This window comes from Actinoplanes sp. NPDC051343 (assembly GCF_044455125.1).
In the GTDB taxonomy this organism is placed as follows: domain Bacteria; phylum Actinomycetota; class Actinomycetes; order Mycobacteriales; family Micromonosporaceae; genus Actinoplanes.
On the sequence record NZ_JBITEL010000008.1, the window covers coordinates 179,791 to 205,918 of the forward strand.

The window sequence follows — 26,128 nt, forward strand, 5'->3', positions numbered from 1 at the left end:
ATGTGCCGTCTTCGGCGAAAGCGGAGTGGGAGAAAACCGGCCGCAATAGCGTGAAACCCCGGGCGGCCCAGCCAGTGGTCGCGGTCTGATCCGACACACGGTGGGGACGCTGCGCTGATGTACCGCGGGATGCACAGAAACTTGATGCGGCCGGAGCTGTCGTTGTCGGCGATCGTGGTCGGCCTGCTGCTGGTGCTGCTCGGCGGGATCGGTCTGGTGGCGGGCGGCAGCCTGAACGCCTACGTGCCGGCCGCCGACGTCTGCCCGTCGACGATGCCGTCCAGTGCGGTGCCGTCGCTGACGCCGAGCCCGTCGGTGTCGGCCTCGAGCGCCGGACCCGCCTCTTCGCCCTCTTCGCCCGCGAGTACCTCGCCGCCGACGACCTCCGCGCCTACGTCCGCGAGTGCCGCGCCTTCGTCGGAGAGCGCGTCGCCCAACTCTTCGCCGTCGTCCGCGAGTGCCGCGCCTTCGTCGGAGAGCGCGTCACCCGGCTCTTCGCCGTCGTCCCCGAGTGCCGCTCCTTCGTCGGCCGAGGTGACCACGGCGGTCCCCAGCGTGGTGGCGTCAAGCGCGTCGGCGGTCCTGTCCGCGGGTGCCTGTCCCTCGGGCTCGGCCGGCGTGAGCGCCTCGCCCTCTCCCCCCGAGTCGATGCCGTCCGGGTCGATGCCGTCCGGGTCGATGCCGTCCGGGTCGATGCCATCTGCGTCGACGCCTTCTGCGTCGACCAGCCCGAGCGAGACCACCTCGGCCCCGAGCGCGACCCCGCTGCCGTCGACCTCGACCAGCGAGAGCGTCGGCGTGCCCCGCGCGCCGACCGACGTGGCCGCGACCGGCGGCTACTCGTCGATCGCGGTGTCGTGGTCGGCGCCCGCCCCGAACGGCGTGACCATCACCGGCTATCGGGGCAGTGCGTCGCCCGGACCGGCCACCTGCACCGCCGGGCCCTCGGCCACCGGCTGCGTGATCGGGGCGGAGGCCGGGACGGCGTACACCGTAAGCGTGGTCGCCCTCTCGGCCGGCGGCTCGTCGCCGGCCTCGGGTCCCTCTCCGAGCGTGGTGCCGTCGGCGCCGGTCGTCAGCCCGACCCCGCCCGACACGAAGCTGCCGCTGGGCACCGGCAACGGACCGATCTCATCGGCCGCGCCGGGCGAGTCGCTGCTGGTGACGGGTACCGGCTACGCGCCGTACTCCTCGGTGACGATCGCGGTGTATTCGTCGCCTCAGGTGCTCGCCAGCGTGCAAGCCGACCGGCGAGGCGACTTCGAGCAGCCGGTGACCGTGCCCAACGGGCTGCGGCCGGGGACCCACTCGTTCGTGGCCGCCGGCGTCGACCGGAACGGCCGGCTGCGGGCGCTGCGACTGGACCTCACCGTGGCGCGGTCGAGCGGCGGTGGCTCGCTGCCGATCACCGGACCGGCCGTGCTCTGGTTGATCGTCGGCGGTTTCGCGCTGACCCTGGCCGGTGTCGCGATGCGGCTGGTCCGGCGTCAGTAGACGATCGCCTGGGCGCCGTCGCCCATGATCTCCTCGACGAAGACGGCGGCCCCCGCGATGCGGATGCCTTCCAGGACGTCGTCGGGGCCGATGCCGCGGCGGGCCGCGCACTGCGTGCAGGCGGTGACCCGGCCGTTCTCGAGCAGCAGATCGAGCAGGTCGGGGAGCGGTGCCGCGTGCGGCAGCTCGAACGAGGCCGCCCGGCCCGGGAGCGCGAACCAGGTCGACTCGCCGGTCAGCCAGAACGAGACGTCCACCCCGGACGCGGCGGCCGTGCTCGCCACCGTGAACGCCTGTGAGCAGCGCTCCGGGGCGTCGGCGCCGGCGGTTGCCTTGACGACCAGCAAACGTGCCATGGGGGTCAGCATAAGATGGGCCGGTCATGGTTACGGAGATCGGGTTCGTGAGTCTGCTGGTCGCCGGTTTGGGCGGCATGGCGGGCGGTTTGGGCTACCTGGCGATGCGCATTTCAAGGGGGCGTTGGTGACCGACGAAAATCCGCTGGGCCCGCCGCCCTGGCTCAACGCACCGCCGGTCGAGCGTTACCCCTACGAAGACACTCACGACCTGCGCAGCGGTCCTGACCTGCATCCGGCGCTGCTCGGACTGCTCCCGTTCGTCGGGTTGTGGCGCGGCCGCGGGCAGGGCGGGTTCCCGGCCGACGAAGACTACGACTTCGCCCAGGAGATCCGGATCAGCCACGACGGCCGGCCGTTCCTGCGGTTCGAGTCGCGGTCGTGGCTGCTCGACGGCGACTCCAAGGCGATCGGCAACTGGCAGAGCGAGCAGGGCTACTGGCGCCCGGTGCTGAGCGAGGCCGGCCATGCGACCGACGAGATGGAAGCCACGATGATCAGCCCCGAGGGGGTGGCCGAGATCTACATCGGCAAGACCATCGGCACGACGCGGCTGGAGATCGAGGCGGACGCCATCGCCTACACGCCGGGCGGTCTGCACGTGACGGGTGGGCACCGGCTCTTCGGCATCGTCGAGGGGGCGCTGCTCTACGCGTACGAGCAGGCGATCGAGGACAGCGGCCTGCGCCCGCACATGTCGGCCCGCCTGCTCCGCATCGGCGGCTAGAAGCCGAGCAGCGCCTGGAGACGACCGGTCCACGGGGAGCGAGGGCGCGCTGCCCCGTCGAGCGACACCGCCTCGGCCAGCCCGCGCAACGATGACGCCAGCCAGATCGCGTCGGCGGCGATGAGTTCGGGCAGCGTGACCATGCGCTCGGCGGCCCGCAACCCCGCCGACGAGGCGGTCGCGAGCAGGTGGGCCGCGGTGATGCCGGGCAGGATCGGCGCTTCCGACGGCGGCACCGTGCACAACGTGTCGCCGGTCAGCCAGACGATCGATGCGGTCGGGGCTTCCAGGACGTACCCGTCGGAACTGAGCCAGACCACGTCGTCGGCGTGATGTCGCGCCGCCCAGCGCCGCGCCGCGAGATTGCTCGCGTAGGAGAGTGACTTGGCCGCCGCGAGTGACCACGGCGGTTGCCGATCGACGGCGAAGCCGAGGTCGGCGCTCAGCAACCGGATCCCTTCCCGCCGCTCGCGTAGCACCGCCGGGCTGAGCGGTGAGACCGCCACGTGCACCGACTCGCGGGTCACCATGATCCGGAGCGCGCCCTCGGGATCGGCCGACGGTGAACCGAGCTCCACTCCGCTGAAGGGCAGATCGAGAAGGGCCGCCGACCGTGCCAGGCGGTCCAGGTGGGCGGGGAGCAGCCACGGCCCGGACGGCCGCAGGTGCACCGTCTCGAACACGCCGTCCCCGAACAGCTCGGCGGCCGACACGAGGAAGCGCTCGGGCACGGGCGCAGCGTAACCTTTCAGTGTGTCCGCCACTTCACTTGCCGCCATGCTCCGGGAGCGTGGCCTGCGGCTGACCCCGCAGCGCCAGCTGATCCTCGAGGCGGTGCACGGGCTGGGCCATGCCACGCCCGAGCAGGTGCACACGGCGGTGCGCGAACGGGTCGCGGGCGTCAACATCACCACCGTCTATCGCACCCTTGAGCTGCTCGAAGAGCTCGGCCTGGTCAATCACACCCACCTGTCGCACGGCTCGCCGACCTACCACACCGTGGGTGAGGATCAGCACGTTCACCTCGTCTGCCGTGGATGTGGGTCGATCAGTGAGGTAGACCCGAGTGTGATGGGGCCGGTGACCGACCGGCTGCTGACCGAGCGGGGCTTCCGGGTCGATGTCGGCCACGTCTCCCTCTTCGGCGTCTGCGGAGAGTGCAAGGAGCAGTAGATGACCACGGTGATGGTCGAGGATCTCGATCCCACGTCGGCCGACGCCGGCGTCCCGGCGCACTACGGCGACCCGATGCGCGAGCAACGCACCCTCGCCACCGCGGTCGGCCTGGTCGACCGCTCCAACCGGGATGTGATCGCGGTCCCGGGCGACGAGCGCGCAAGCTGGCTGCACACGCTGACCAGCCAGCATTTGTCGGGTTTGTCAGAAAATCAGGGCACCGAGCTCCTGGTCCTCTCGCCGAACGGCCACGTCGAGCAGCACGCGTTCGTCACCGAGGACGGCACCACGGCCTGGCTCGACACCGAGCCCGGAGCCGGCGCGGGCCTGCTCAAATACCTCGAGATGATGCGCTTCTTCACCCGGGTCGAGCCGCGCGACGCGACGAGTGAGATCGCGGTGCTCTCGCTGGTCGGCCCCGGCGCGGCCGATCTTTTCCCGGGCCTCGCCGCGCCGCGGCTCGGCGCGGTTCCCGGCCCGAAATTCGCTTCCGGCGAGGTGTCTCCCGAGCCCACTTCCCTGTACGCGGTGGAGCCGTTCCACGGCGGCCTGGCCCGCCGGGTGCCTCTGGGGGTCGATCTGCTCGTCCCCCGGGCGGCCAAACGCGAGGTGATCGAGGAGTTGGGCGTGCCGCTCGCGGGTCTCCTGGCGTACGAGGCGATCCGCGTCGAGCACCGCGTCCCCCGGCTGGGCTGGGAGACCGACCACCGCACGATCCCGGCCGAGGCCGACCTGGTCGCCGCCGCCGTGCACCTCGACAAGGGCTGCTACCGCGGCCAGGAGACGGTCGCCCGGGTGCACCACCTGGGCCGGCCGCCTCGGCGCCTGGTGCTGCTGCACTTCGACGGCATCGCCACCGACCAGCCGCCCGCCCAGGGCACCCCGGTGGTGTCGGGCGAGCGCGAGATCGGCTTCATCGGCACCGCCGTACGCCATCACGAGCTGGGCCTGGTCGCCCTGGCCGTCCTCAAGCGCAACGTGCCCGACGATGCCGCACTCAAGGTCGGGGACTCGGCCGTCGCCATCGACCCCGCCTGAACTAACGTTCACGGCATGACCGGGACCGTGATCACCGTTGCTCCGACCGGCGCCGAGAGCAGTAAGGCGGACGTACCCGTCCTGCCCGTGACCTTGGACGAGCTCGTCTCGACCGCCAAGGAGTGCGAGGCGCTCGGCGCGGCCATCATCCACGTGCACATCCGGGGTGCGGACGCCGAGCCGACCCTCGATCAGGGCCGGCTGCGGGCCACCGTGTCGGCGCTGCGCGAGAGCACCGACCTGATCGTGCAGCTCTCCTCGGGCGGTGCGGTCACCGACCCGGAGTCCGACCGGCTGGCCGTGCTCGACTGCGGTCCCGAGATGGCGTCCTGCACGATGGGCACGGTCAACTTCGGCGACGGCGTGTTCATGAACCGCTGGGAGTTCATCGTCGACCTGCACACCCGCATGCAGGAGCGCGGCATAGTGCCGGAATACGAGATCTTCGACCTCGGCCAGCTCGCCACCCTGCAGCGGCTGCTCGGCAAGTACGGCCTGCCGGCCGGCGGTCACGTGCACGTCGACCTGGTGATGGGGGTGCCGGGCGGGATGCCGGGCACCGCGGCCGCCCTGGTCGCGTGCGAGCAGGCGATCCGCGACCTGCCGGAGGGCACCACGTTCTCGGCGACCGGCATCGGCCGCACCACGATCCCGGTCATGCTCGCTTCGCTGTCGGCCGGCGGTCACCTGCGGGTCGGGATGGAAGACACGATCACGTACGCGAAGGGGCGCCCGGTGGAGTCCAACATGCAGCTGGTGGCCCGGGCGGTCGGTTTCGCCCAGCTGGCCCAGCGCCCACCGCTGACCACCACCGCGGCCCGTGCGCTGCTGGGAGTCCCCGCCCGATGATCGTCGCCGAGGTGGTCCGGTCGGGTTTCGTGGAGAGCGTGCACCACGGAGCGGTCTTCGGGAAGCACAGCCGGGGCGACGTGACCAGCCCGGTCTTTCCGCGTTCGTCCAACAAGCCGCTCCAGACCGTCGGCATGCTGCGGGCCGGTCTGGTGCCGCGCGAGCCCGCCGACCTGGCCCTGATCAGCGGCAGCCACTTCGGCGAGCCGATGCACATCCGGCGCGTCCGCGAGATCCTGGCCGCGGCCGGCCTCGACGAGAGCGCGCTCCGGTGTGTGAAAGGCCTGCCGCTGTCCGAGGAGGCCCGCACCGGGTGGCTGCGTTCCGGCGGCGGCCCCGAGCGCATCCTGATGAACTGCTCGGGCAAGCATGCCGGCATGCTCGCCACCTGCGTGGCCAACGACTGGCCGCTCGACTCCTACCGCGATCCGAAGCACCCGCTGCAGGTGGCGATCGCCGAGACGGTGACCGACCTGGTCGGCGAGCCGATCGCGGCGGTCGGGCTGGACGGCTGCGGGGCGCCGGTCTTCGGGTTCTCGCTGACCGCGCTGGCCCGCTCGTTCCAGCGGCTGGTCGACGCGGCACCGGGCACCCCGGAGCGGCTGGTCGCCGACCAGATGCGGGCGCACCCGGAGCTGGTGGCGGGCACCGGCGGCGACGACACGGTGCTGATGGGCACGGTGCCCGGTCTGCTGGTCAAGGCGGGCGCCGAGGGCGTGGTGGCGGCCGCGTTGCCCGGCGTGGGTGCGATCGCCATCAAGATCGACGACGGGGCGGCCCGGGCGCGTACGCCGGTCCTGCTCGACGCCCTGCGCGAGTTCGGGGCCGAGCCGCCGGCCATCAGTGCCGAGATCACCGGCGGTGACGAGGTCGTCGGCGAGGTCCGGCCCGTACGGTGATCCCTGAGGTCCCTCCGGGTGACCGGCTTCACGCTAGCTAGAGTTAGCATTTTGCTTGCAGGAGTTAGCGCACCGCGTTAACTTCGTCGTATGGCCACGTCCAAAGACCTGCCACAGGACATCGGCGGTTTCATCAAAGACCTGCGGCAGACCGCGAAGATCTCGCTCCGGCAGCTCGCCGATCGAGCGGGCGTGAGCAATCCGTACCTCAGCCAGATCGAGCGTGGCCTGCGCAAGCCGAGCGCTGAGGTGCTGCAGCAGATCGCCAGTGCGCTGCGGGTGTCGACGCCCGCGATGTACCTGCGGGCCGGTCTGCTCGACAGCGAGGGTCAGCAGGGGGTGCTGGCCGCGATCGCCGTCGACCCCGACCTCACGATCGCGCAGAAGCAGTCGCTGTCGCAGATCTACGAGACGTTCCGCAACGAGAACCGGCGCACGGCCGATGACAGTGCCCCTGAGAACGGGGCGCCCGAGACCACTGACAATCCCGAGGAGTCGAAATGACCGAGCAGACCAACACCCGTTTCCCCGCCCCGCTCTACGCCGCAGCCGGCGCCGGCGATCTGGCCTACCAGCAGCTGCGCAAGCTGCCGGCCGTGGTCAACCAGCTCAGCGAGCGCGCCGCCGCCTCCCTGCGCACCGCCAACGAGCAGGCCGGCACCAAGGCGACCCAGCTCCGTGAGCGCGCCGCCACCACCGACTTCGACGCGCTGCGGGGCAACGCGGCCAGCGTGGCAACCACGTTCGCGCAGATCGCCCAGGACCGCGCGGTCTCGCTTTACACCGCCCTGGTCGAGCGCGGCGAGCGCGTGGTCGGCACCGGCGTGGTGGAGGCGGCCGACGTGGTCAACGCCGACCTCACCACCACCGAGGCGCCGAAGGCCGTCGAGGCGGCCCAGGCCACCCCGAAGCCCCGCAAGAAGGTCACCAAGCCGGCTGCGGAGTAATTCCGGCCCAGCTGGAAAAGACGCACAACCCGCGGGCCCCGGCGAACGCCGGGGCCCGCAGCATAGACTTTCCCTCATGGCCTATTCCGCGCCGATCTTCTACGTGGACGTCGTCAACTACCTCAACCTGCTGCTCCTGCTGGTCTCCTTGATCGTGCAGGCGGTCGCCTTCGTGCACTGCCTCACTCAGCGGGGTGACGGCTTCCAGGCCATCGGCACCCTGCCCAAGGGCGCGTGGGCGGCGGTCCTCGCCATCTGCCTGATCTTCACGCTGCTCATCAGCCGGAGCGCGATCGGCCTGTTCGGTCTGATCGGCATCGCCGCGGCTCTGATTTATCTGCTCGATGTCCGGCCCGGCCTCAAGGACGCGTCGGACGGCCGCGGCTCCTGGTGAGTGCGGCGTTCGGGCAGCCGCCGACCAACGTGGTCGACGGGCTGGAACAACTGGTGACCGGCTCCGGCGAGCCGGTCACTGTCTTTGCGCACGGCTTCGCGGGCGACATCGCGGGCACCCGCCCGCTCGGCAGCGGGGTCACCGGCCGCCGGGTGTTCTTCCATTTCCGTGGGCACGGGCGCTCGGAGGCGCCACCCGGGCCGTGGACCTTCGGCGATCTCGCCGCCGACCTGCGCGCCGTCGCCGACCGGGCCGGGGCGAGCCGGGCGGTCGGGGTCAGCATGGGGTCGGGGGCGCTCGGCCGGCTGCTGAGCGAGACACCCGACCGGTTCGAGCGGATCGTCTGCTACCTCCCGGCGCTTCTGGACGGCGTACGCCCGCAAGCCGCGGTGTCGCGGACCGCAAGAATGCTGGCCGCGTCCGAGGCGGGCGACGCGGCGGCGATCGCCGCCGCGATCGAAACCGAGTTGCCGGCCGATGTGCGCGGCACGCCGCCGGGTGATGCCTATGTACGCCAGCGGACCGCGCAAGTTCGCGCGCATCCACTGGCGCCGCAGATCGGCACGCTCTGGCGGGAGCCGGCGGTGCCCGACGTGGCGGCATTGACCGGCTTCACCGGGCGGGCCCTCGTGCTGGGTTGCCTCGGCGACGAGGTTCACCCGGTGGCCTGGGCCGAACGGTGGGCCGGGCTGCTGCCGAGGGCCGAGCTTTTTGTGTACGACGACCCGGCCGTTCTCTGGCATAACCGTCGTGACCTGCGCGAACGCATCTCGACCTTCCTCAACGACTGAGGTCTTTGTCCCCTTTGGCCGTAACCTGAGCCGCCCCTGACCCCGTTTCCTCTACGTGCGGTTATCCCCCAAATCCATTTTTTTCGGACTTGTTGCCCTAGGGCTGCCGGTGGCCGTCACCATCGGCTGGCAACTGGCGACCCCGGCCACCCGTTCGGCCGCCGTCGAGGTGCCCGGAGGCGCAGGCGGCATGGGCGACGCGCCGGCCCGGCACGCCCGACCGGCCCCGGCGGCTGCCTCGTCCTCCTCGGTTGCCCCGCTGCCCTCGGTCATGCCGTCGATCTCGCTGTCGCCGGCCGTCTCCACCCCGGCCGGTCCCCTCGTGTCGACCCACGTCACGAGCGGTCCGACCGGCACCGCGACGGCACCACCGACCGAAGCGTCACAGGACCCGCTGCCACCACTGACGATGCCACCCGTCCCCACACCCACCGACCCGACCGACCCCAGCGCGTCGGCGTCGGCCGGCGCCTCCCCGTCCCCGACCGACTCGGTTGGCTTCGACCAGCGCTTCCGCTGGGCCGGTCACTGACCTGCTGATCACGCGCCGGCGCGCTGCCTGCGGACAACGGCCAGCAGCGCGACATGCGTCTCCTCGTCGGCCGCCACGACCAGACCTTCGGCGCCGGTGTGAAGCGGCTGGCCGTCGATCCCGGTGACCAGGCAACCGACCGCCTGGCACAGGGCGATCCCAGCCGCGAAATGAACGCTGTCCCGCAGGCGGCCGTCGGTGACGTACGCGGCGCGGCGGCCCGCGGCGACCCACGCCACGGCCAAGGTCGTGGAGACCACGCGGCGACGGCCACCTGCGTACCGGTCCGAAGGGCCACGTTGACCGAGACCAGCAGGTTTCGTACGGCGTAGTTCAGCGTCCCGCACAGCGGGTCGACCAGCCACAGTCGCCCGTTTCCCGCCCGGCCCGTACGTCCGCTCTCCTCACCGAGCACGACGTCGTCCGGGCGCGCCGCGCGCAGGACGTCGAGGATGGCCTTCTCGGCGTCGATGTCGGCGCCGGTGGCGAAGTCGCCCCGTCCTTGTCGAAGCGCGCCAGAGCGGATCCGTAGTGGGAGCGGACGACTGCGGCGCCGGCGGCCGCCGCCTCGATGGCCAGATCCTGGTCCGTGATCGACATGGACAGGACCATAGACGTGCCGAGTTCCGCCGGGGGCTCTAAGCTCGCGGATCGTGGACCAGAACGCGGCCAAGCCGCTCGGTGCCGTGCGCCAGTTCTTCTCCGGGGCGAGCCTGCTCGGCCGCGGCCTCGAGCTGGTGCTGCGCAGCCCCCGCCTGCTCGCGCTGGGCCTGCTGCCGGCGCTGATCGCGGGCATCCTCTACATCGTCGCCCTGATCTTCCTGATCCGGTTCGTGCCCGACCTGGCCCGCTTCGCGACCGGCTTCGCCGACGGCTGGGCCAGCGGCCTGCGCGACCTCCTCGAGGTGCTGGCCGGCATCGCGATCGTCGGCGTGGCCGTGCTGCTCGGCATGCTCGCCTTCACCGCGGTCACGCTGGCCATCGGCGACCCGTTCTACGAGCGCATCTCGGAGCTGGTCGAGCGCCGCTACGGCGGCGTGCCCGACGCGGTCGAGGTCGGCTTCTGGCCGTCCCTGGGCCGCAGCGTGATCGACTCGATTCGGCTGATCACCCTGTCGATCGTGTTCGGCATCCCGCTGTTCCTGCTCGGCCTGGTGCCGGTGGCCGGCCAGATCGTCTCGCCGGTGCTGGGAGCCCTGGTCGGCGGCTGGCTGCTCGCGGTCGAGCTGACCGGCGCACCCTTCCAGCGGCGCGGCCAGCGGCTGCGCGACCGGCGTCGGGTGCTGCGCGCCAACCGGCCGGCCACCCTCGGCTTCGGCGTAGCGGTCTTCCTCTGCTTCCTGATCCCGCTCGGCGCCATCCTGCTGATGCCGGCCGCGGTCGCCGGCGCCACACTGCTCTCCCGCCGCGTCCTCGGCCATCCCACCGACATCGTGACCGTGCAGCCGCTCTGAACACCTCTTGGCGTGGAGATCTGGCTGATGTCCCAGGTTGGTCGTCTCGGTTCTGCCGGTCTCATGCGATACGGCCATGGCGGTCAGGTTGACCAGGTAGAACATGCCCGGCGTCGGCAGGTACGGCGGCGGGCTGCGCAGCCGTTCGCGCAAGGCAGGTCAGCGGTCGAGGTCACCGGGCTGCTGCGGCTGTCGACGAAGTCGGCGGCCTCGATCACCGCGGCGTGGCAGGTGATGCGCCGGCAGCGCGACCGGCCGCATCCGACCTGGATGGAGTCGGTGACCCACCGCGCTTCAACAGGGATAACGCCAACCCGCACGGGCTTGTTGTCGCCGGACTGACCGGGCAGGGCAGCCGTCGACCTTCGGAACGAACCTCGTCTAAGCGGATTCGCGGACGACCAGTTCGGTGGGTAGGACCACCGAGGTGGGTAGGTCGGCGGCGCCGTTGATGAAGCCGAGCAGCTGGCGAGCCATGGTGCGGCCCATGTCGGTGATCGGCTGGCGGACCGTGGTCAGTGGGGGCTCGCTGTAGAGCGAGATGTCGAAGTCGTCGAAGCCGATGACCGCCACGTCGGACGGGACTCGGCGGCCGGCTTCCTTGAGGGCGAGCAGGGCACCGTGGGCCATCATGTCCGAGGCCACGAAGACCGCGTCCAAGTCGGGGTCGACCGCGAGCAGTGCGCGCATCGCTTGGATGCCCGAGTCGCGGGTGAAGTCGCCGATCGCCTCGAGCGGGGTCAGGCCGGCCGATTGCAGGGTTGTGCGGTAGCCGGCCAGGCGGTCGATGCCGGCCACCATGTCCTGCGGGCCGGCGATCGTGGCGATGCGGCGGCGGCCGCTGTCGACCAGGTGTTGCACGGCCCGGCAGACGCCGCCGAAGTGGTCGACGTCCACATAGGGCACCGTCGAGGCGCCGATCGGGCGGCCGCTGCAGATCACCGGGATGCCGAGCCGGGTCAGGGTGCCGGGCAGCGGGTCGGCGCCGTGCATGGAGGCGAACATGACGCCGTCGACGTGGCCGGAGACCGCGTAGCGTTCGACGCGGTCGTGGCTGGCCGCCGACCCGGCCATCATCAGCACCAGTTGCTTGTCGGCGGCCTCCAGTTCGACGCTGACGCCCCGGATGATCGCCGGGAAGAACAGGTCGTCGGAGAAGACCCGGCTGGCCGTCTCGGGGAGGATCAGCGCGATCGACTCGGTCCGCTGGGTGACGAGGCTGCGGGCGGCCTGGTTGGGCACGTAGCCCAGTTCGTCGACCGCCCGCGTGACCGCTTCCCGGATCGCCGGGGCGACCGAGGTCGAGCCGTTGACGACGCGGGAGACGGTCGCCCTGGACACTCCGGCGCGACGCGCCACGGCCTCCAGAGTCGGCCGCTCCCGCGTTGTCATGAAGTCACCCCTCGATCCCGTTGCGCCGGATCACCTCCCGGTACCACTTCGCGCTGTCCTTCAGCACGCGTTCCTGCGTGCGGTAGTCGACGTGCACGATGCCGAAACGCTTCGCGTACCCCTCGGCCCATTCGAAATTGTCCATGAGCGACCACACGAAGTAGCCCCGCAGGTCCACTCCGGCCGCCAGGGCATCATGGCAGGCGCGGAGATGCCCGTCGAGGTACTCGATCCGCTTGGCGTCGTGCACCTCGCCGTCGGCGGCGGGCACCTCGGGGTACGCCGCGCCGTTCTCGGTGATCATCAGCGGGGTGCCGGGGTAGTCGGCGTGGATGCGCTTGAGCAGGTGGGTCAGGCCGGACGGCTCGATCAGCCAGTTCATGTCGGTGACCGGGCCCTGCGGCGCGCGGGTCGCGATGCCTTCGCTGCCGGGCTGGTCGAGCGCGGCCGGGGCGCCGGGCTTCGCCGCGACGTACGACGGCTGGTAGAAGTTGATGCCCAGCACGTCGATCGGCTCGCTGATGGTCGCGAGGTCGCCGTCCTGGATGTACGACAGGTCGGTGAACCGGGCCATGTGCTCGAGCATGTCGGCCGGATATTGCCCCTTGAGCAGCGGGTCGAGGAACATCCGGTTGGACAGCCCGTCGAGGATGCGTACCGCCTCGCGGTCGGCCACGTTCTCCGGGTCGACCGGGAAGACCACCGACGGGTTGAGCGTGATGCTTATCGTGTTGGCCCCGGCGGCCCGCAGCGCCTGGGCGGCCAGGCCGTGGCCGAGCAGCAGGTGGTGCACGGCGGCGAAGGTCGCCGCCGGGTCCTGCCGGCCGGGCGCGTGCCGGCCGCTGCCGTAGCCGAGGTAGGCCGAGCACCAGGGCTCGTTCAGCGTGGTCCAGGTCTTGACCCGGTCGCCGAGGCGGCCGTGGACGATCTGTGCGTACTCCGCGAAGGCGAGCGCGGTCTCGCGGTTGGGCCAGCCTCCGCGGTCTTCCAGGACCTGCGGCAGGTCCCAGTGGTAGAGCGTGACGACGGGGTCGATGCCCTTGCCGAGCAGTTCGTCGGTCAGCCGGTCGTAGAAGTCGAGCCCGCGCGAGTTGACGGGGCCGCCGCCGTCGGGCTGGATCCGCGGCCAGGCGATCGAGTAGCGGTACGACGCGAGGCCGAGGTCGGCCATCAGTGCGACGTCTTCGACGTACCGGTGGTAGTGGTCGCAGGCCACATCGCCGGTGTGCCCGGCGTGGACCCTCCCCGGCGTACGGCTGAAGGTGTCCCAGATGGACGGGCCGCGACCGTCTTCCTGGACGGCACCCTCGATCTGATAAGACGCCGTCGCCGCGCCCCAGATGAAGCCGTCGGGAAAGGTGATCCCGGAAAGGGCCGGCTGCGCCGACGTGGACGTGACGGTTGCCGTCATGCGTTCACCGCTTCCTGCGTGTTACCCGGTTTACTTAACCGGTTAATCATAGGGGCCCGCAGGTCCCGGGGAACCCGCGGGTAAGACGAATTTAAGCGGGCCCGCTCCGCGGACCGGGCACATCCCCAGTATCGCCGGTCAACCGGTGCGGAGGGCGGCGATCAACCGGGGATCACCGCTGATGACCAGGCGATCCGTGCGCTGGCGGCCCATCAGGGTGAGCAGGATGTCGCTTGCGGTGCCGGTGGCCTCGGCTCGCGGGTGGTGGTTGTCGGTATCGAGGATCGTGCCGGTGTCGAGCAGCGCGACACCCGGGCCGCGCAGCCGCACGAACCACTCGTAGCCCGCGTCGGAGGCGATCAGGTGGGCGACGCCGTGCAGGTCGGTGGGGCCCTTGCGCTTGCCGGCCGGCAGCCAGCTGTCGAGCACCTCGCCGATGCCGTCGGCGGCCAGCTTGGTCTCGATCGGGGTCGGGCGCCCGGCCGCCGCCTCGGCGTCCCACCGGTGCACCGAGATCTCGTGGGCCATGCGGCGCTGCCAGAAGCCGGCCGTCTTGGCCTGGGGCGCCCAGTTCCACGCCGGGAAGTCGGCCTCGAGCGCCTCCAGCGTCTCGATCGTGCCGGTCAGTTCGCGCCGCAGCCCGTCGAGGGCGGCGTCCCAAGCCTGGGGTGCCGGGGCGTCCGGGGCCTTCTCCGGGTGGGTGGCGACACCGCGCGCCACCGTCTCGCGGACCCAGTGCAGCGTGCGGGTCACGTGGTCGGCCAGGTCGAGCCCGGTCCAGCCCTCGCAGGCGGGTATGGGTGCGTCCGGACCGGCCTGCTCGAGGGCGTCCTGCAGCGCGGGGCTGTCGGCCCGCAGAGCGGCGAGCCAGAAGTCCTTGCTCGCGTGCAGCCTGTTCATCGCGTCTCTCTCCAGTTGACCCAGGAGTCGATGAGGTGCTCCGAACCGTTGAGCCTAGGGTGGTCGGCGTGCCTGACGTTAGCGCCGATCAGCAAACTGACACGAATGACGGTTCCTTGGCGGCATATACGACGCTACGCCTCGGCGGGCCGGCCGGCACGTTGACGGTCGTCTCCGATCCGGATGAAGCGGTCACTACGATGCGTAAAGCGGCGGCCGACGGGCGACCGGTGCTCGTGCTGGCCGGCGGCAGCAACGTCGTGATCGGCGACGAGGGCTTCCCCGGCACCGTGCTTCTTCTGCGCACGACCGGCATCCGCGTCGTGGAGAAAGCCGATGACAGCGTGGTGGTGCGGGTCGCGGCCGGCGAGCCGTGGGACGACTTCGTGTCCTACGCCGTCACCAATGGTTACTCCGGTGTCGAGTGTCTTTCCGGCATCCCCGGTTCGGCCGGGGCCACCCCCATCCAGAACGTGGGGGCCTACGGGCAGGAGGTCGCGCACACGATCGCGGCCGTGCACGCCTACGACCGCGAGCAGGACAGCGTGCGCGTGATGTCGCCGTTGGAGTGCGCGTTCGCGTACCGGAAAAGTGTTTTTAAGGGCAATGAGCGGTTCGTCGTGCTTGCGGTAGATTTCCGGCTCGCCCTCTCGGGCGAGTCCGCTCCGATCCGGTACGCCGAACTGGCGCGCAGCCTCGGCGTCGAGGTGGGCGACCGGGTGCCGCTGGCCCGGGCGCGCGACACCGTGCTCAAGCTCCGCGCCGGCAAGGGCATGGTGCTCGACCCGGAGGACAGGGACACCTGGTCGGTGGGTTCGTTCTTCACCAACCCGGTGGTGTCGGCCGAGGCCTGGGCGACGCTCGGGCTGGACGCCCCGCACTGGCCGGGTGACGACGGCTCGGTCAAGATCCCGGCGGCCTGGCTGATCGAGCACGCCGGCTTCCCCAAGGGTTTCGCGGGCGACGGCGTCGCGATCTCCAGCAAGCACACGCTGGCGCTGACCAACCGGGGCGAGGGCACCACGACCGGACTGCTCGGCCTGGCCCGCACGATCCGCGACGGCGTGCGGGACCGGTTCGGCATCGAACTGCATCCCGAACCGGTCCTCATCAACTGTTCGCTGTGAGACCTACAGGGCCTGCCACAGCGCGGGCACGTTCGGCGGCTCCCAGCCGACCAGCGACGTGTGCGACTGCAGGCACTTGTAGCTCCGGCCGGCGTAGGTGACGACCTGACCGGCCTTGTACGCCGTGTTGGGCGCCCACGTGGTGCCGGCCGGCGGGGTGGTCGGCTTGGTGGTCGGTGGCGTCGTCGGCTTGGTGGTCGGTGGCGTCGTCGGCTTCGTGGTCGGCGGCGTCGTGGGCTGGGTCGTAGGCGGGGTCGTGGGCGGGGTGGTCGACGAAGAGCCGCTGGTGAAGCCCTGCATCAGGTGGCTGAACTGCCACGTCGACTGCGAGACGCCGGAGCAGTTGCGGTCGCCCGGCGCCTGCCCGGCGCAGCCGCCGTTGTCGCGCTGCAGCGCCCAGAACGAGAGCGCCCCGATGCCCTTCGACTTCGCCCAGTTGGTCACCGTGGTGGCGTTGGCCAGCGTGAAGTTTTCCGCGTTGAGGTTGCCCGAGTCGTTGGCGTAGTCGTCCTCGCCGTTCATCTCGATGACGCCGACCATGTTCCAGTACTGCGCGTCGGTCTTGCCCGGCCAGACCTGCTTGAGCTGGTTGAACAGACCGGTCGCGGCGGTCTGGGTGGCGGCCGCCATGTCGTGGGTGGCGCCGTCGTAGTAGTCGAACGTCATGATGTTGACGATGTCGATGCGGGCGTTGTTCTGCTTCGCGTTGGAAAGGATCGCCAGCGCGTTCGACTCGAGGCCGTTCGGGCTGGTCGGCAGCGTGTAACTGAACTGGATGAGCCGGCCGTTGGCGGCCGCCCACGACTCGACCTGCGCGATCGCCTTGTTGCGGCGGTCGATGCCGTCGCTGCGGCCGAGCGAGTTGTCCTCGACGTCGAGGTCGATCCGGGTGACGTCGTAGGTGGTGATCATCTTCTCGAAGTCGGCGGCGATCGAGTTGACGTTGCTGCACGAGTCGGCCAGTTCGGTTCCCGAGTTGTCGGCCGCGTAGCCGCCGTACGACGGGATCACGTCGCCGCCCCGGGCGCGGATCGCCGCGATGTCGGAACCGTAGTTGGCGGACGAGATCGCGGTGTCGCCGTCCCACAGCGCGGTGCACGAGCCGACCGAGGCGGTCTGCGCGAAGGCGATGGTTAGGAAGTTGTTGCCGGACTGCTGGGAGAGGCCGTTCAGGCTGTCGCCGTTGTAGGCCTCGAAGTAGGGGGCGAAGACGTGGGTGGGGATGCGAGAGGTGGTGGCGGCCTGGGCGTCGGGGGATGAGACGGCGAGGAAGCCGCCCACACCGGCGGCGACCGCGGCGGCCGTCGCCAGTGTGGCGATGCGGGTTCGGCGCATGGTGACCTCTTCGGGGTGGCAGTTAGTAAACCTAACTAATAGAAGAGGCGCAGCGCACATATGTCAATACGTCATTGTCAGTCCCAGCCGAAAACTTCGGTGTAGTAGGGGATTCCGTTGGCTGCATAGATAACGCCCGTCCCGATCGAACGGGCGCCGCAGTTCAGGATGTTCTCCCGGTGGTGCGGGCTGGCCATCCAGGCCGCCATCACGTCGGCCGCGGTCTGGTACCCCCAGGCGATGTTCTCGCCCGAGGGCTGCCGGTAGCCGGCCGCGTGCGCCCGCGTCACGAACGTAGACCCGTCCCGCCAGACGTGGGTGAACAGTCCGGTCCGGGCCATGTAGAGGCTCTGTCGCACCGACGCGATGGTCAGGTCGTGGGAGACGGTCAGCAGGCCGCACCCGTTGGCATGCCGCTGCTGATTGGTCATGGTCACGACCTGCGACATCAGCCGGACCTGCGAGAGCACGATCGGCGAGACCAGCCGGGCCGGAACCGGGGTCACCGGTGGGAGTGACGTGACCGCCTGGGCGGGCGTGGTGAGAACGAGCAGCAGGGGTGCCGCACCGAGCAGAGCGAGGCGGCGTAACACCTGGGCGAGCACGGGGGCCTCCCGAGTCAGAGGTGGGCCGAGTCGCCCACCACGGATATCGCATCCGTTTCTCGGCCGTACGTCCTTAATTGCCAGAAACCGGGCATAAACCCAGGGAAAAGTGTCACGCTATTCGGATGGCAAGATCCGCCGGGAAGGCTCCTGGCTGCCGATTGCCCGCTAAACTTTCGCTATCCGTATTTAGACCGTCACATCACGCTATCGTGTGTTTGCGCGGTTGATCCCGTTGCCCGCGACTCTCGCGGGCGGCGAGCCGCCGAAGACGCGGCACACAAGCTGACCCGCCGGAGCGGGATTTCGGCCGTCCGTCGGTATTCGACGGACGGCGGCCGAGGCGTGAGCAAGGGGTGGGCACGGTGAGCACACGATGAGTCGCCTTCTCGTCGTCGAGGACGACCCGGACATCGCTCTCGCCCTGCGGCTGCTGTTCAGCCGCGCGGGCTACGAGGTGGCACACGCCGGTGACGGGCGTACCGGTCTCAAGGAGGCCTACGCCGAGCACCCGGACCTGGTCGTCCTCGACGTCGGCCTGCCGGAGATGGACGGCTGGCAGGTGCTCGAGCGACTGCGGGACGTCTCCGACGTCCCGGTGCTGGTGCTCACGGCACACGGTCAGGAGGCCGAGAAGGTACGCGGTCTCCGGGGCGGCGCCGACGACTATCTGACCAAGCCGTTCGCCAACAACGAACTGCTCGCCCGGGTGGAGGCGTTGCTGCGGCGCTCCTCGACCGGGCAGAACAGCTGGGCCAGCCAGGTCTACGACGACGGTCTCGTGCACCTCGACCCGACCAAGCGCCGGGTCTACGTCAAGGGCGACGAGAAACGCCTGACACCGACCGAGTTCCGGCTGCTCAACGCGCTGGTCCGGCACGCCGGAGCGGTGCTCAGCCCCAACCAGCTCCTGACCCAGGCCTGGGACGACCCCACCGGCATCGGTCAGGAGCGGGTCAAGTTCGCCGTCCTCCGCCTGCGCCGCAAGCTCGGCTGGTCGGACCCGGACGAGTCGCCGATCGAGTCGGTCCGCGGCTTCGGATATCGGTACCGCCGGCCCGGCGGCGAAGGCTGAGTTCCCGGGTCTTCTCAGATCACGTTCGGGCTCGTCGATCAGGGCTTTGGAATGAGGGTTGTCCGAGGCTGCGGTGATCGGCGGGTTGCCGAAGGCAGCGACGTCGGCGAACGATCCTCACTGCGAGCGAGAGGTAGGTAAGCGTGGAAGATCTTGGTGAAATCGTCGGCGAATTCCTTCTGGAAAGCCACGAGAACCTGGACCAGATCGACCGTGACCTGGTCGATCTGGAGCAGGAGCCGAACTCCCGTGACCTGATCTCCCGAATCTTCCGGGCCATTCACACGATCAAGGGCACCAGCGGGTTCCTCGCCTTCAGCCGGCTCGAGAAACTCGCACACGCCGGTGAGTCGTTGCTGTCCCGGCTGCGTGACGGCGTTCAGCCGGTCACCCCGGCGACGATCACGGTGCTGCTGGTGATGATCGACGGCGTACGGTCGCTGCTCGCCTCGATCGAGGAGAACGGCACCGAGAACGACGTCGACATCGAAAGCATCATCGTGCAGGTCCATGCGCAGATGAATGCCGACGAGGCCGCCCCGGCGGCCGCCGGAGCGCCGGCGGCAACGGCCGAGACGCCGGTGTCGGTCGAGGAGACGCTGGTCAAGGCGGCCCGCCCGGTCCCCGACCCGGTCGAGGACCAGCGCCGTCCGCTTGGCCAGATGTTGGTGGAAGCCGGTGCGGCGAGCCCGTCCGACGTCGGCTCGGCGCTCCAGTCGCAGATCGAGGGCGACGAGCGCAAGTTGGGCACGATCCTGCTCGACGAGGGCAAGGCCCAGCCGGCCGCGGTCAGTGAGGCGCTGCAGAACCAGGCGCCCAAGCGCAGCATCGCCGACAGTGCGATCCGGGTCGACGTCGACCTGCTCGACACCCTGCTGAACATGGTCGGCGAGCTGGTCCTGGCCCGCAACCAGCTGGTCCGCGGCGTAATGGAGACCGGCGACGCGACCCTGGTGCGCAGCGCGCAGCGGCTCGGCATGATCACCAGTGAGCTGCAAGAGGGCATCATGAAGACCCGGATGCAGCCGATCGAGCACATCTGGTCGAAGCTGCCCCGGGTCATCCGGGACCTGAGCAACGGGCTCGGCAAACAGGTCCAGCTGGTGATGGAGGGCAAGGAGACCGAGCTCGACCGGAGCCTGCTCGAGGCGGTCAAGGACCCGCTGACCCACCTGGTGCGCAACGCGGTCGACCACGGCATCGAGGAGCCCGACCGCCGGGCCGCGGCGGGCAAGGGCCCGGAGGGCACGCTCACGCTTCGCGCCTATCACGAGGGTGGTCACGTCGCGGTCGAGGTGGCCGACGACGGTGCCGGCCTCGACGTCGACCGGATCGCCCAGAAGGCGGTCGAGAAAGGGCTCCTGCGAGCCGAGCAGATCGCGTCGATGGACCGGCGCGACATCATGGCGATGGTGTTCCAGCCCGGCTTCTCGACGGCCGCCAAGGTCACCAACGTCTCCGGTCGCGGCGTCGGCATGGACGTGGTCAAGACCAACATCGAGAACATCGGCGGTGCGGTCAGCGTCGATTCGACGCCCGGCGAGGGTACGGTCTGGCGCCTGACCATTCCACTGACGCTCGCCATCATCCAGGCCCTGACCGTGGACTGCGGCGATCAGCGGTACGTCGTACCGCAGGTGGCCGTGCTCGAGCTGGTCTTCATCGACGGCCAGAGCACCAAGATCGAGTACGCCTCGGGCGCCCCGGTCTATCGCCTGCGCGGCAAACTTCTCCCGCTCGTCCGCCTCGACCGGGCCCTCGGGCTCGAAGTCGGCGGCGACCAGGGCGTCTACATCATGGTGCTGCAGGCCGACGGCCGGCGGTTCGGCCTGGTCGTCGACCGGGTGCTGAACACCGAAGAGGTCGTGGTCAAGGCGCTCAACAGCCGGTTCAAGGACATCGGCCTGTACGCCGGCGCGACGATCCTGGGCGACGGCAAGGTCGGCCTGATCCTCGACGTCTCCTCGCTCGCCCGGCGCAGCCACCTGACCGCCGACGCCGACCGAAAGAACATGATCGACTCCTCCCGCGCCTCGGGTGGAGGCGGCACCGGTGAACGATTGCTGGTCACCGCGGTCGGCGAGCGACGGGTGGCGATCCCGCTCGACACGGTCACCCGGCTGGAGGAGTTCCCGCGCGACCGGATCGAGCACGCCGGCTCGCGCGAGGTGGTCCAGTACCGCGGCCAGATCCTGCCGCTGGTGCGGTTGTCGCACCTGCTCGGGGCGTACGGCGAGGAGACCGAGGGAGAAACCATCTCGGTGGTCGTCTACAGCGAGGGCGGCCGCAGCGTGGCCCTGGTCGTCGACCGGATCGTCGACATCGCCGAGAACTCGACGACGGCCCGCCGGGACGCCGAGGAAGACGGGCTGGTCGGCACCGCGGTGATCCAGCAACGGGTGACCGAACTGCTGGACGTGCGCCGGGCCATCCTCGCCGCCGACCCCAACTTCTACGCCGATATGGCCGACGACGACATGCTGGTGGAGGTCTGAGATGGCGAGCCGCCAATTCGCCACCTTCGAGGTGGCCGAGCAGTTGTTCGGAGTCGAGGTGCACACGGTGCAGGAGGTGCTCTCGTACAACGAGTACACCCCGGTGCCGCTCGCCCCGCCGGCCGTCGGCGGGCTGTTCAACCTCCGCGGTCAGGTGATCGCCGCGGTCGACCTGCGGGTCCAGCTCGGCCTGGCCCGCAAGGCACTGCAGGGCCCGGTCATGAACGTCATCCTCCGAGGCGACGGCGAGCCGGTCAGCCTGGTGGTCGACAAGATCGGCGAGGTGGTAGACCTCGACGACGAAACCTTCGAGCCGCCCCCGGACACCCTCAGCGGCCCGACCCGCGAACTGGTGGTCGGCACCTTCAAGCTCGACGGGCGGCTGATGCTGGCTCTCGATGTCAACCAGGCCGTCGACACGTACCGCGCCACCATCTGATGTACAGCCTCGTCAGCGCGCCGGTTCTCGGCTTCGACCTCACCCGGCTCAGCGGTGGCTCGGCCACCGCCGACGTCATGCTGCGCGCGCTGCGCCTGCAGACCGGCGACCTCTCGCTGCTGGCCGAGCGGCTGCCGGACGAGAGCGTACGCGGGCCGCTCTGGGTCGAGGTCGAGAGCGCGGCCCGCCGGATGCCGTCGCTGAAGAACGTGAGCAAGGACGACCCGGCCGGCAGCCTGGCCCTGGTCGAGCGGGCGCCGATCGGTTCGGTCGACGCGCTGCTGACCTGTCTGCGCTACGACGTGATGTCGTGGACGTGGCAGGGCACCGGCCGGGACGCCCAGCAGAGCGAGGCCGCGGCCGCGGCCACCGCCCTGCTCTGCGACGCGGCGGTGGCCAGCTACCTGCGCGAGGTGCTCGACGCGGACAGCCGGCGCCGGCTCGGTGCGGGCTGGGTGGCCGCGATGCGCAAGCTTCCGGTCGGTGCGCCGATCGACCTGGGCCCCCACCACTACGCGGTGTCAGCCCTGCTCGAACGGCTGCGCTCGTTGCGTTCCAGCGATCTGACCCGGCTCAACGCCTCGGCCGAGGACGCCCGGCGCAACACCGGTGGTTGGTCGCCGGCGGTTCATTCGGCGTCCTGGGCGGCGTATCTCTCCGATCGGGTCCGCACGGCCGCCGCGGCGCAGATGCTGTTGGTACAGGCCGTCGACACGGCCTCGATTCCGCTGGCCGATCGGGCCGGTGGGGTCTGGAACATGCTCAGCGGCGCGGTTCAGGCCCTGGTGGTACGCGACCTGCTGGACACCTCGACGGCTCACCGGCTCCTCGCCCCGGTCGTCGCGGCACTCGGCCCGGCCTGGCTGGGCTGAGGAAGAGCCCGGGATGAAAGAGGAGGGACTGGTCGGATGATTTCGGTCCTCGTCGTCGACGACTCGGTGGTGGTACGCCGCCTGATCGTCGACGCGCTCGGTGGAGCGGAAAACATCGAGGTCGTCGGCACCGCCTCGAACGGCCTGCTCGCCCAGGCCAAGATCGACCAACTCAAGCCGGACGTCATCACGATGGACATCGAGATGCCGCAGATGGACGGCATCGAGGCGGTGCGCGAACTGCGCAAGCGCAACAAGACGGTGCCGGTCATCATGTTCAGCACGCTGTCCGCCTCGGGCGCGAGCGCGACCCTGGAGGCGCTCTCGGCCGGCGCCACCGACTACGTCACCAAGCCGAGCAACGTCGGCTCGGTGACCGAGTCCATCGCGGCCGTACGCGAGCAACTCGTGCCGAAGATCCATGCCCTCGCCGGTCGTCGCCGCGCCGGTGGCGCGCCGGCGGCGCCCACCCGGCCCGGCCCGGGAGCCGCGCCGGCCCGGCCGTACCCGGCCGCCGCCCCGCCGCGCGCCGGCCTGCCGGCCTCCGGTCCGCCTTCACGCCCCGGCGCACCACCGCCGAGCGGTGCCGTCCCGGGCCGCCCGGCGGCCCGGCGCACGCCCGGCGGCCGCATCGACCTTCTCGCCATCGGCTCGTCCACCGGCGGCCCGGACGCCCTGACCAAGGTGCTGACCGGATTGCCGTCCGACTTGCCGGTGCCGATCGTGATCACGCAGCACATGCCGCCGGTCTTCACCCGGATGTTCGCCGAGCGCCTGGACCGCAGCACGCCGCTGCGGGTGTTCGAGGCGGCCGACGGGATGGAGCTGGCACCCGGTTCGGCCTACGTGGCGCCGGGGGATTTCCACCTGATTCTGCAGCGCCGGGGCACCGCAACGCTGATCCAGCTGAGCAGCGCCCCGCAGGAGAACTCCTGCCGCCCGGCCGTGGACGTGATGTTCCGGTCGGTGGCGGCCCTCTATGGCGCGTCCGCGTACGCGACCGTGCTCACCGGAATGGGACATGACGGACGGAGTGGTGCAAAGGTGCTGAGGGATGCGGGCGCGGAGATCCTGGCGCAGGACGAGGCCACCTCGGTGGTCTGGGGCATGCCCGGAGCGGTGGTCGGGGCGGGACTGGCCGACGAGGTGTTGCCACTCGACCGGATCGCCGCGTTCCTGACCAACCGGGTGAAGGCCGGACGTTCCGCGGCGGTGGCCCGATGACCCTGACCCAGGCCGAGTTCACGTTCGTCTCCCAGTTGGTGCGCAAGGAGGCGGCGATCGTGCTGGCGCCCGGCAAGGAGTACCTGGTCGAGGCCCGGCTGATCCCGGTCGCCCGGGCGCTCGGCTCGCCCAGCGTGACCGAGTTCCTGGCCGATCTCCAGCGCCGTCCCAACCCGACCAATCAGCGCAAGATCATCGACGCGCTGACCACCAACGAGACGTCCTGGTTCCGCGACCGCGAGCCGTTCGCCGCGTTGACCGACGTGGTGCTTCCCGAGCTGGTCAAGTCGCGGGCCTCGTCCCGTAAGGTGCGGCTCTGGTCGGCCGCCAGCTCGAGCGGCCAGGAGGCGTACAGCCTGGCCATCACCCTGCAGGAGCACCTGCCGCCGGGCTGGAACTACGAGATCATGGGCACCGACATCTCGACCGAGATGGTCAAGCGGGCCGAGGCCGCGCAATACAGCCAGGTCGAGGTCAACCGCGGGCTGCCGGCCTCTCAGCTGGTGCAGTACTTCGAGCGGGCGGGCGCGCACTGGCGGATCACGCCGCAGCTGCGCCGCAACGTCTCGTTCCGCCTGATGAACCTCACCACGCCGCTGCCGGCGATGCAGCCGTTCGACGTGATCTTCCTGCGCAATGTCCTGATCTATTTCGACGTCGCCGTGAAGCGGACCGTGTTGCAGAACGTGGCCCGGCTACTGCGCCCGGACGGATGGCTCTTCCTCGGTGCGGCCGAGACCACCATCGGGATCGACGACAACTATGAGCGGGTGGCCGCCGGCCGTACCTCCGCTTACCGAGTCCGTAACGCGGTGCCCGCGGGCGTCGCACGAAGGGGATGAGGCCGCGATGCGGGCCATGGTGATCGACGATTCCCGCGCGATGCGAATGATCCTCAAGCGCATCGTGACCAAGCTGAACTTCGAGGCGTTGGAGGCGGGCGACGGCAAGGAGGCGCTCGACCTTCTCGCCGGCATGGACGAGGTGCCCGAGCTGGCCCTCATCGACTGGAACATGCCCAACATGAACGGGCTCGAGTTCGTCACCCATGTCCGGGCCGATCCTCGGCTGCGTGAGATGACGCTGGTCATGGTCACCACCGAGAGCGAACAGAGCCAGATCGTACGGGCGCTCGCCGCGGGCGCCCACGAGTACGTCATCAAGCCCTTCACCGAGGGCGCCATGATCGAAAAACTGGCCCTCCTGGGCCTTGTCCCGACCGGAGCGAACTCATGAGCGTCGAAGTCGAGGTCAATGAGAACGACCTCGCCGAGATGGTGGAGCAGGTCTGGATGTCGTATCTGGATCCGGAGGGCATCAGCCCGCTGATTCCGACGTACGACCAGAACCAGCCGTCCGAGGTGCACTCGTCGGTCTCCATCACCGGATCCTGGACCGGACACGTGGTTTATGGCTGTTCGAACGCCGCCGCCCGGCGCGCGGCGGCCGCCTTCCTCGCCATGGAGGTGGACGAGGTCAGCCCGGAGGACCTCTCCGACGTCCTCGGCGAACTGGCCAACATCGTGGGTGGCAACGTCAAGGCGATGCTGCCGCCCGGCTGTTTCCTGTCGTTGCCCCAGGTGATGCTGGCGCCCGAGACGACGACCAAGTACCCGAACACGGAGCGCATCAGCGGGGTCTACGGCCTCTGGGAAGGCGAGCCGGTCAACGTCTCCATGTGGCAGAGCCGCAGTGACATTAAGGAGGAGGACGCATGAAGATCCTCATCGCCGACGACAGCCGGGTCATGCGGCAGATCGTCGTCCGTACGTTGCGTCAGGCCGGTTTCGGCGACCACGACCTGATCGAGGCCGCGAACGGCAAAGAAGCGTTCGACATGACCACCGCCGAGAAGCCCGACCTGGTGCTCTCGGACTGGAACATGCCGGAGATGACGGGCATCGAGGTGCTGCGTGCCCTCCGGGCGGCCGGCAACGACGTGAAGTTCGGTTTCGTCACCTCGGAGTGCACGCCGGAAATGATGGAGCAGGCCGATGCGGCCGGCTCGATGTTTTTCATCGTTAAGCCGTTCTCGGCTGAGCGATTCGATGAGGTCTTCGCTCCTATTTTGGGATGATTACGACATGTCCGACGTCTCGGTTCTTCCTGGCACTCTGGCCGTCCGCAACCTTTTCGAGGATCTGCTCGGCCGCGAGGTGACCGTCAGCCCCGGTGACCCGCTCTCCGCGGACGACATCGCCACGGCCACGGTCGCCATCTTCACCGACACCGCACAGCAGATCTACGGCGTACTCGGGATGCAGCTGTCCCTGGCCGCCAACGCGGGAGCGGCGCTCGGCCTGCTGCCGGCCGGCGCGGCCGAGGACAGCATCGACGAGAAGAAGTTGTTCCCCAATCTCGCCGAGAACGTCTTCGAGCTCTGCAACGTGCTGACCAGCCTGCTCAACAAGGAGGGCGGCCCGCACGTCAAGCTCTACCAGGTGATCTATCCCGGCGATCCGCTGCCGGCCGACGCCCGGGCCCACCTCATGGCGCTCGGCCGCCGGGTCGACCTGATGGTCGAGGTCAACCGGTACGGCAAGGGGAAGTTCAGCCTCTCGCTCGCACCTTGAGCTTGAGCGCCTGAAAATCGCCG

At 69.9% G+C, this 26,128-nt stretch carries 32 protein-coding genes and 2 pseudogenes; 25 read left to right on the top strand and 9 right to left on the bottom strand.

Annotated elements, in window-relative coordinates:
* Positions 1-239: 239 nt before the first annotated feature.
* Complete coding sequence (locus ACIA5C_RS26415) at positions 240-743, bottom strand: hypothetical protein (RefSeq protein WP_396059102.1); 504 nt, start codon at positions 741-743, stop codon at positions 240-242.
* A 55-nt stretch (positions 744-798) separates the two neighbouring features.
* Here ACIA5C_RS26415 and ACIA5C_RS26420 point away from each other — a divergent pair, with 55 nt between their 5' ends.
* Complete coding sequence (locus ACIA5C_RS26420; RefSeq protein ID WP_396059104.1) at positions 799-1,494, top strand: fibronectin type III domain-containing protein; 696 nt, start codon at positions 799-801, stop codon at positions 1,492-1,494.
* Here the strand turns inward: ACIA5C_RS26420 and ACIA5C_RS26425 are convergent.
* Positions 1,488-1,862, bottom strand: coding sequence for a DsrE family protein (locus tag ACIA5C_RS26425; RefSeq protein ID WP_396059106.1), 375 nt, complete (start codon positions 1,860-1,862; stop codon positions 1,488-1,490). The genes ACIA5C_RS26420 and ACIA5C_RS26425 overlap by 7 nt on opposite strands.
* A 14-nt stretch (positions 1,863-1,876) precedes the next feature.
* On the opposite strand from ACIA5C_RS26425, the gene mtfM reads away from it, so the two are divergent.
* Both mtfM and ACIA5C_RS26435 read left to right on the top strand, forming a co-directional pair.
* Complete coding sequence (gene mtfM, locus ACIA5C_RS26430) at positions 1,877-1,981, top strand: small membrane protein MtfM (protein WP_396059109.1); 105 nt, start codon at positions 1,877-1,879, stop codon at positions 1,979-1,981.
* Positions 1,978-2,577: an FABP family protein gene (locus ACIA5C_RS26435; protein WP_396059111.1), complete on the top strand. Its 600-nt coding sequence runs from the start codon at positions 1,978-1,980 to the stop codon at positions 2,575-2,577. Before mtfM ends, ACIA5C_RS26435 begins: the two co-directional genes overlap by 4 nt.
* Here ACIA5C_RS26435 and ACIA5C_RS26440 read toward each other — a convergent pair.
* A complete protein-coding gene (locus ACIA5C_RS26440; protein WP_396059113.1) occupies positions 2,574-3,308 on the bottom strand; it encodes an aminotransferase class IV in 735 nt (244 codons plus the stop codon). The genes ACIA5C_RS26435 and ACIA5C_RS26440 overlap by 4 nt on opposite strands.
* A 46-nt stretch (positions 3,309-3,354) precedes the next feature.
* On the opposite strand from ACIA5C_RS26440, the gene ACIA5C_RS26445 reads away from it, so the two are divergent.
* The 9 genes and pseudogenes from ACIA5C_RS26445 (at position 3,355) to ACIA5C_RS26485 (ending at position 9,203) form a co-directional block, all read left to right on the top strand.
* Entirely contained in the window at positions 3,355-3,750 is a 396-nt protein-coding gene (locus ACIA5C_RS26445) for a Fur family transcriptional regulator (RefSeq protein WP_396059656.1), read from the top strand.
* Positions 3,751-4,791, top strand: a complete 1,041-nt coding sequence (locus ACIA5C_RS26450; RefSeq protein ID WP_396059115.1) for a YgfZ/GcvT domain-containing protein — start codon at positions 3,751-3,753, stop codon at positions 4,789-4,791.
* A 15-nt stretch (positions 4,792-4,806) separates the two neighbouring features.
* Positions 4,807-5,640: a 3-keto-5-aminohexanoate cleavage protein gene (locus tag ACIA5C_RS26455; protein WP_396059117.1), complete on the top strand. Its 834-nt coding sequence runs from the start codon at positions 4,807-4,809 to the stop codon at positions 5,638-5,640.
* Positions 5,637-6,539 carry an asparaginase gene (locus tag ACIA5C_RS26460; RefSeq protein ID WP_396059119.1) on the top strand — a complete coding sequence of 301 codons (903 nt, stop codon included), beginning with the start codon at positions 5,637-5,639 and terminating at the stop codon, positions 6,537-6,539. Before ACIA5C_RS26455 ends, ACIA5C_RS26460 begins: the two co-directional genes overlap by 4 nt.
* Before the next feature lie 90 nt (positions 6,540-6,629).
* Positions 6,630-7,019 (top strand): annotated as a pseudogene (locus ACIA5C_RS26465) (helix-turn-helix domain-containing protein); the annotation flags it as partial.
* A 20-nt stretch (positions 7,020-7,039) separates the two neighbouring features.
* A complete protein-coding gene (locus tag ACIA5C_RS26470; RefSeq protein WP_396059121.1) occupies positions 7,040-7,486 on the top strand; it encodes a hypothetical protein in 447 nt (148 codons plus the stop codon).
* A gap of 76 nt (positions 7,487-7,562) precedes the next feature.
* Complete coding sequence (locus tag ACIA5C_RS26475; protein WP_396059123.1) at positions 7,563-7,880, top strand: DUF2516 family protein; 318 nt, start codon at positions 7,563-7,565, stop codon at positions 7,878-7,880.
* Entirely contained in the window at positions 7,877-8,671 is a 795-nt protein-coding gene (locus ACIA5C_RS26480; RefSeq protein ID WP_396059125.1) for an alpha/beta fold hydrolase, read from the top strand. The genes ACIA5C_RS26475 and ACIA5C_RS26480 overlap by 4 nt, the downstream gene beginning before the upstream one ends.
* Positions 8,672-8,780: 109 nt before the next feature.
* Positions 8,781-9,203: a hypothetical protein gene (locus ACIA5C_RS26485; protein WP_396059127.1), complete on the top strand. Its 423-nt coding sequence runs from the start codon at positions 8,781-8,783 to the stop codon at positions 9,201-9,203.
* Positions 9,204-9,211: 8 nt separating this feature from the next.
* Here the strand turns inward: ACIA5C_RS26485 and ACIA5C_RS26490 are convergent.
* Positions 9,212-9,803 (bottom strand): annotated as a pseudogene (locus ACIA5C_RS26490) (inositol monophosphatase family protein).
* A gap of 53 nt (positions 9,804-9,856) precedes the next feature.
* Between ACIA5C_RS26490 and ACIA5C_RS26495 the strand changes: the two are divergent.
* Both ACIA5C_RS26495 and ACIA5C_RS26500 read left to right on the top strand, forming a co-directional pair.
* On the top strand, positions 9,857-10,657 hold the full coding sequence (locus tag ACIA5C_RS26495) for an EI24 domain-containing protein (RefSeq protein ID WP_396059129.1): 801 nt from the start codon (positions 9,857-9,859) through the stop codon (positions 10,655-10,657).
* Between the two features lie 12 nt (positions 10,658-10,669).
* The gene (locus ACIA5C_RS26500; RefSeq protein ID WP_396059131.1) at positions 10,670-10,999 is read left to right on the top strand and encodes a hypothetical protein; all 330 of its coding nucleotides are present in this window, start codon (positions 10,670-10,672) and stop codon (positions 10,997-10,999) included.
* Between the two features lie 39 nt (positions 11,000-11,038).
* Here the strand turns inward: ACIA5C_RS26500 and ACIA5C_RS26505 are convergent, their stop codons facing one another.
* The 3 genes from ACIA5C_RS26505 to ACIA5C_RS26515 all read right to left on the bottom strand — a co-directional run bounded on the left by ACIA5C_RS26505 (position 11,039) and on the right by ACIA5C_RS26515 (position 14,360).
* Entirely contained in the window at positions 11,039-12,049 is a 1,011-nt protein-coding gene (locus ACIA5C_RS26505) for a LacI family DNA-binding transcriptional regulator (protein ID WP_396059133.1), read from the bottom strand.
* A 4-nt stretch (positions 12,050-12,053) separates the two neighbouring features.
* Positions 12,054-13,460 carry a GH1 family beta-glucosidase gene (locus ACIA5C_RS26510; protein WP_396059135.1) on the bottom strand — a complete coding sequence of 469 codons (1,407 nt, stop codon included), beginning with the start codon at positions 13,458-13,460 and terminating at the stop codon, positions 12,054-12,056.
* 138 nt (positions 13,461-13,598) lie between these two features.
* On the bottom strand, positions 13,599-14,360 hold the full coding sequence (locus ACIA5C_RS26515; RefSeq protein WP_396059137.1) for a maleylpyruvate isomerase family mycothiol-dependent enzyme: 762 nt from the start codon (positions 14,358-14,360) through the stop codon (positions 13,599-13,601).
* A 59-nt stretch (positions 14,361-14,419) separates the two neighbouring features.
* Here ACIA5C_RS26515 and ACIA5C_RS26520 point away from each other — a divergent pair, with 59 nt between their 5' ends.
* Complete coding sequence (locus tag ACIA5C_RS26520) at positions 14,420-15,487, top strand: UDP-N-acetylmuramate dehydrogenase (protein ID WP_396059139.1); 1,068 nt, start codon at positions 14,420-14,422, stop codon at positions 15,485-15,487.
* Positions 15,488-15,490: 3 nt separating this feature from the next.
* On the opposite strand, the gene ACIA5C_RS26525 is transcribed toward ACIA5C_RS26520, so the two are convergent.
* Together ACIA5C_RS26525 and ACIA5C_RS26530 are read right to left on the bottom strand one after the other, a co-directional pair.
* Complete coding sequence (locus ACIA5C_RS26525; protein WP_396059141.1) at positions 15,491-16,822, bottom strand: carbohydrate-binding protein; 1,332 nt, start codon at positions 16,820-16,822, stop codon at positions 15,491-15,493.
* Between the two features lie 77 nt (positions 16,823-16,899).
* Positions 16,900-17,427 carry a CAP domain-containing protein gene (locus tag ACIA5C_RS26530; protein WP_396059143.1) on the bottom strand — a complete coding sequence of 176 codons (528 nt, stop codon included), beginning with the start codon at positions 17,425-17,427 and terminating at the stop codon, positions 16,900-16,902.
* Between the two features lie 376 nt (positions 17,428-17,803).
* Here ACIA5C_RS26530 and ACIA5C_RS26535 point away from each other — a divergent pair, with 376 nt between their 5' ends.
* The 10 genes from ACIA5C_RS26535 (at position 17,804) to ACIA5C_RS26580 (ending at position 26,105) form a co-directional block, all read left to right on the top strand.
* The gene (locus ACIA5C_RS26535) at positions 17,804-18,502 is read left to right on the top strand and encodes a response regulator transcription factor (RefSeq protein WP_396059145.1); all 699 of its coding nucleotides are present in this window, start codon (positions 17,804-17,806) and stop codon (positions 18,500-18,502) included.
* Positions 18,503-18,645: 143 nt separating this feature from the next.
* Positions 18,646-20,997: a chemotaxis protein CheW gene (locus ACIA5C_RS26540; protein ID WP_396059147.1), complete on the top strand. Its 2,352-nt coding sequence runs from the start codon at positions 18,646-18,648 to the stop codon at positions 20,995-20,997.
* Position 20,998: 1 nt separating this feature from the next.
* A complete protein-coding gene (locus ACIA5C_RS26545; RefSeq protein ID WP_396059149.1) occupies positions 20,999-21,436 on the top strand; it encodes a chemotaxis protein CheW in 438 nt (145 codons plus the stop codon).
* Complete coding sequence (locus ACIA5C_RS26550; protein WP_396059151.1) at positions 21,436-22,308, top strand: hypothetical protein; 873 nt, start codon at positions 21,436-21,438, stop codon at positions 22,306-22,308. Before ACIA5C_RS26545 ends, ACIA5C_RS26550 begins: the two co-directional genes overlap by 1 nt.
* Positions 22,309-22,344: 36 nt before the next feature.
* A complete protein-coding gene (locus ACIA5C_RS26555; protein WP_396059153.1) occupies positions 22,345-23,532 on the top strand; it encodes a chemotaxis response regulator protein-glutamate methylesterase in 1,188 nt (395 codons plus the stop codon).
* Positions 23,529-24,374 (top strand): CheR family methyltransferase, encoded by an 846-nt coding sequence (locus ACIA5C_RS26560; RefSeq protein ID WP_396059155.1) that lies wholly within the window; start codon positions 23,529-23,531, stop codon positions 24,372-24,374. The genes ACIA5C_RS26555 and ACIA5C_RS26560 overlap by 4 nt, the downstream gene beginning before the upstream one ends.
* 7 nt (positions 24,375-24,381) lie before the next feature.
* A complete protein-coding gene (locus tag ACIA5C_RS26565; RefSeq protein ID WP_396059157.1) occupies positions 24,382-24,768 on the top strand; it encodes a response regulator in 387 nt (128 codons plus the stop codon).
* Positions 24,765-25,250 carry a chemotaxis protein CheX gene (locus ACIA5C_RS26570; protein ID WP_396059159.1) on the top strand — a complete coding sequence of 162 codons (486 nt, stop codon included), beginning with the start codon at positions 24,765-24,767 and terminating at the stop codon, positions 25,248-25,250. Before ACIA5C_RS26565 ends, ACIA5C_RS26570 begins: the two co-directional genes overlap by 4 nt.
* Complete coding sequence (locus tag ACIA5C_RS26575; RefSeq protein WP_396059161.1) at positions 25,247-25,609, top strand: response regulator; 363 nt, start codon at positions 25,247-25,249, stop codon at positions 25,607-25,609. The genes ACIA5C_RS26570 and ACIA5C_RS26575 overlap by 4 nt, the downstream gene beginning before the upstream one ends.
* A 7-nt stretch (positions 25,610-25,616) precedes the next feature.
* A complete protein-coding gene (locus ACIA5C_RS26580) occupies positions 25,617-26,105 on the top strand; it encodes a hypothetical protein (RefSeq protein WP_364113763.1) in 489 nt (162 codons plus the stop codon).
* Positions 26,106-26,128 lie beyond the last annotated feature (23 nt).

Coding starts and splice junctions, on each gene's coding strand:
- ACIA5C_RS26570 (WP_396059159.1), top strand. CDS start 24,765: ATGAGCGTCGAAGTCGAGGTCAATGAGAACGACCTCGCCGAGATGGTG.
- ACIA5C_RS26470 (WP_396059121.1), top strand. CDS start 7,040: ATGACCGAGCAGACCAACACCCGTTTCCCCGCCCCGCTCTACGCCGCA.
- ACIA5C_RS26515 (WP_396059137.1), bottom strand. CDS start 14,360: ATGAACAGGCTGCACGCGAGCAAGGACTTCTGGCTCGCCGCTCTGCGG.
- ACIA5C_RS26505 (WP_396059133.1), bottom strand. CDS start 12,049: ATGACAACGCGGGAGCGGCCGACTCTGGAGGCCGTGGCGCGTCGCGCC.
- ACIA5C_RS26580 (WP_364113763.1), top strand. CDS start 25,617: ATGTCCGACGTCTCGGTTCTTCCTGGCACTCTGGCCGTCCGCAACCTT.
- ACIA5C_RS26425 (WP_396059106.1), bottom strand. CDS start 1,862: ATGCTGACCCCCATGGCACGTTTGCTGGTCGTCAAGGCAACCGCCGGC.
- ACIA5C_RS26565 (WP_396059157.1), top strand. CDS start 24,382: ATGCGGGCCATGGTGATCGACGATTCCCGCGCGATGCGAATGATCCTC.
- ACIA5C_RS26545 (WP_396059149.1), top strand. CDS start 20,999: ATGGCGAGCCGCCAATTCGCCACCTTCGAGGTGGCCGAGCAGTTGTTC.
- ACIA5C_RS26460 (WP_396059119.1), top strand. CDS start 5,637: ATGATCGTCGCCGAGGTGGTCCGGTCGGGTTTCGTGGAGAGCGTGCAC.
- ACIA5C_RS26575 (WP_396059161.1), top strand. CDS start 25,247: ATGAAGATCCTCATCGCCGACGACAGCCGGGTCATGCGGCAGATCGTC.
- ACIA5C_RS26550 (WP_396059151.1), top strand. CDS start 21,436: ATGTACAGCCTCGTCAGCGCGCCGGTTCTCGGCTTCGACCTCACCCGG.
- ACIA5C_RS26510 (WP_396059135.1), bottom strand. CDS start 13,460: ATGACGGCAACCGTCACGTCCACGTCGGCGCAGCCGGCCCTTTCCGGG.
- ACIA5C_RS26535 (WP_396059145.1), top strand. CDS start 17,804: ATGAGTCGCCTTCTCGTCGTCGAGGACGACCCGGACATCGCTCTCGCC.
- ACIA5C_RS26525 (WP_396059141.1), bottom strand. CDS start 16,822: ATGCGCCGAACCCGCATCGCCACACTGGCGACGGCCGCCGCGGTCGCC.
- ACIA5C_RS26445 (WP_396059656.1), top strand. CDS start 3,355: ATGCTCCGGGAGCGTGGCCTGCGGCTGACCCCGCAGCGCCAGCTGATC.
- ACIA5C_RS26555 (WP_396059153.1), top strand. CDS start 22,345: ATGATTTCGGTCCTCGTCGTCGACGACTCGGTGGTGGTACGCCGCCTG.
- ACIA5C_RS26450 (WP_396059115.1), top strand. CDS start 3,751: ATGACCACGGTGATGGTCGAGGATCTCGATCCCACGTCGGCCGACGCC.
- ACIA5C_RS26560 (WP_396059155.1), top strand. CDS start 23,529: ATGACCCTGACCCAGGCCGAGTTCACGTTCGTCTCCCAGTTGGTGCGC.
- mtfM (WP_396059109.1), top strand. CDS start 1,877: ATGGTTACGGAGATCGGGTTCGTGAGTCTGCTGGTCGCCGGTTTGGGC.
- ACIA5C_RS26455 (WP_396059117.1), top strand. CDS start 4,807: ATGACCGGGACCGTGATCACCGTTGCTCCGACCGGCGCCGAGAGCAGT.
- ACIA5C_RS26475 (WP_396059123.1), top strand. CDS start 7,563: ATGGCCTATTCCGCGCCGATCTTCTACGTGGACGTCGTCAACTACCTC.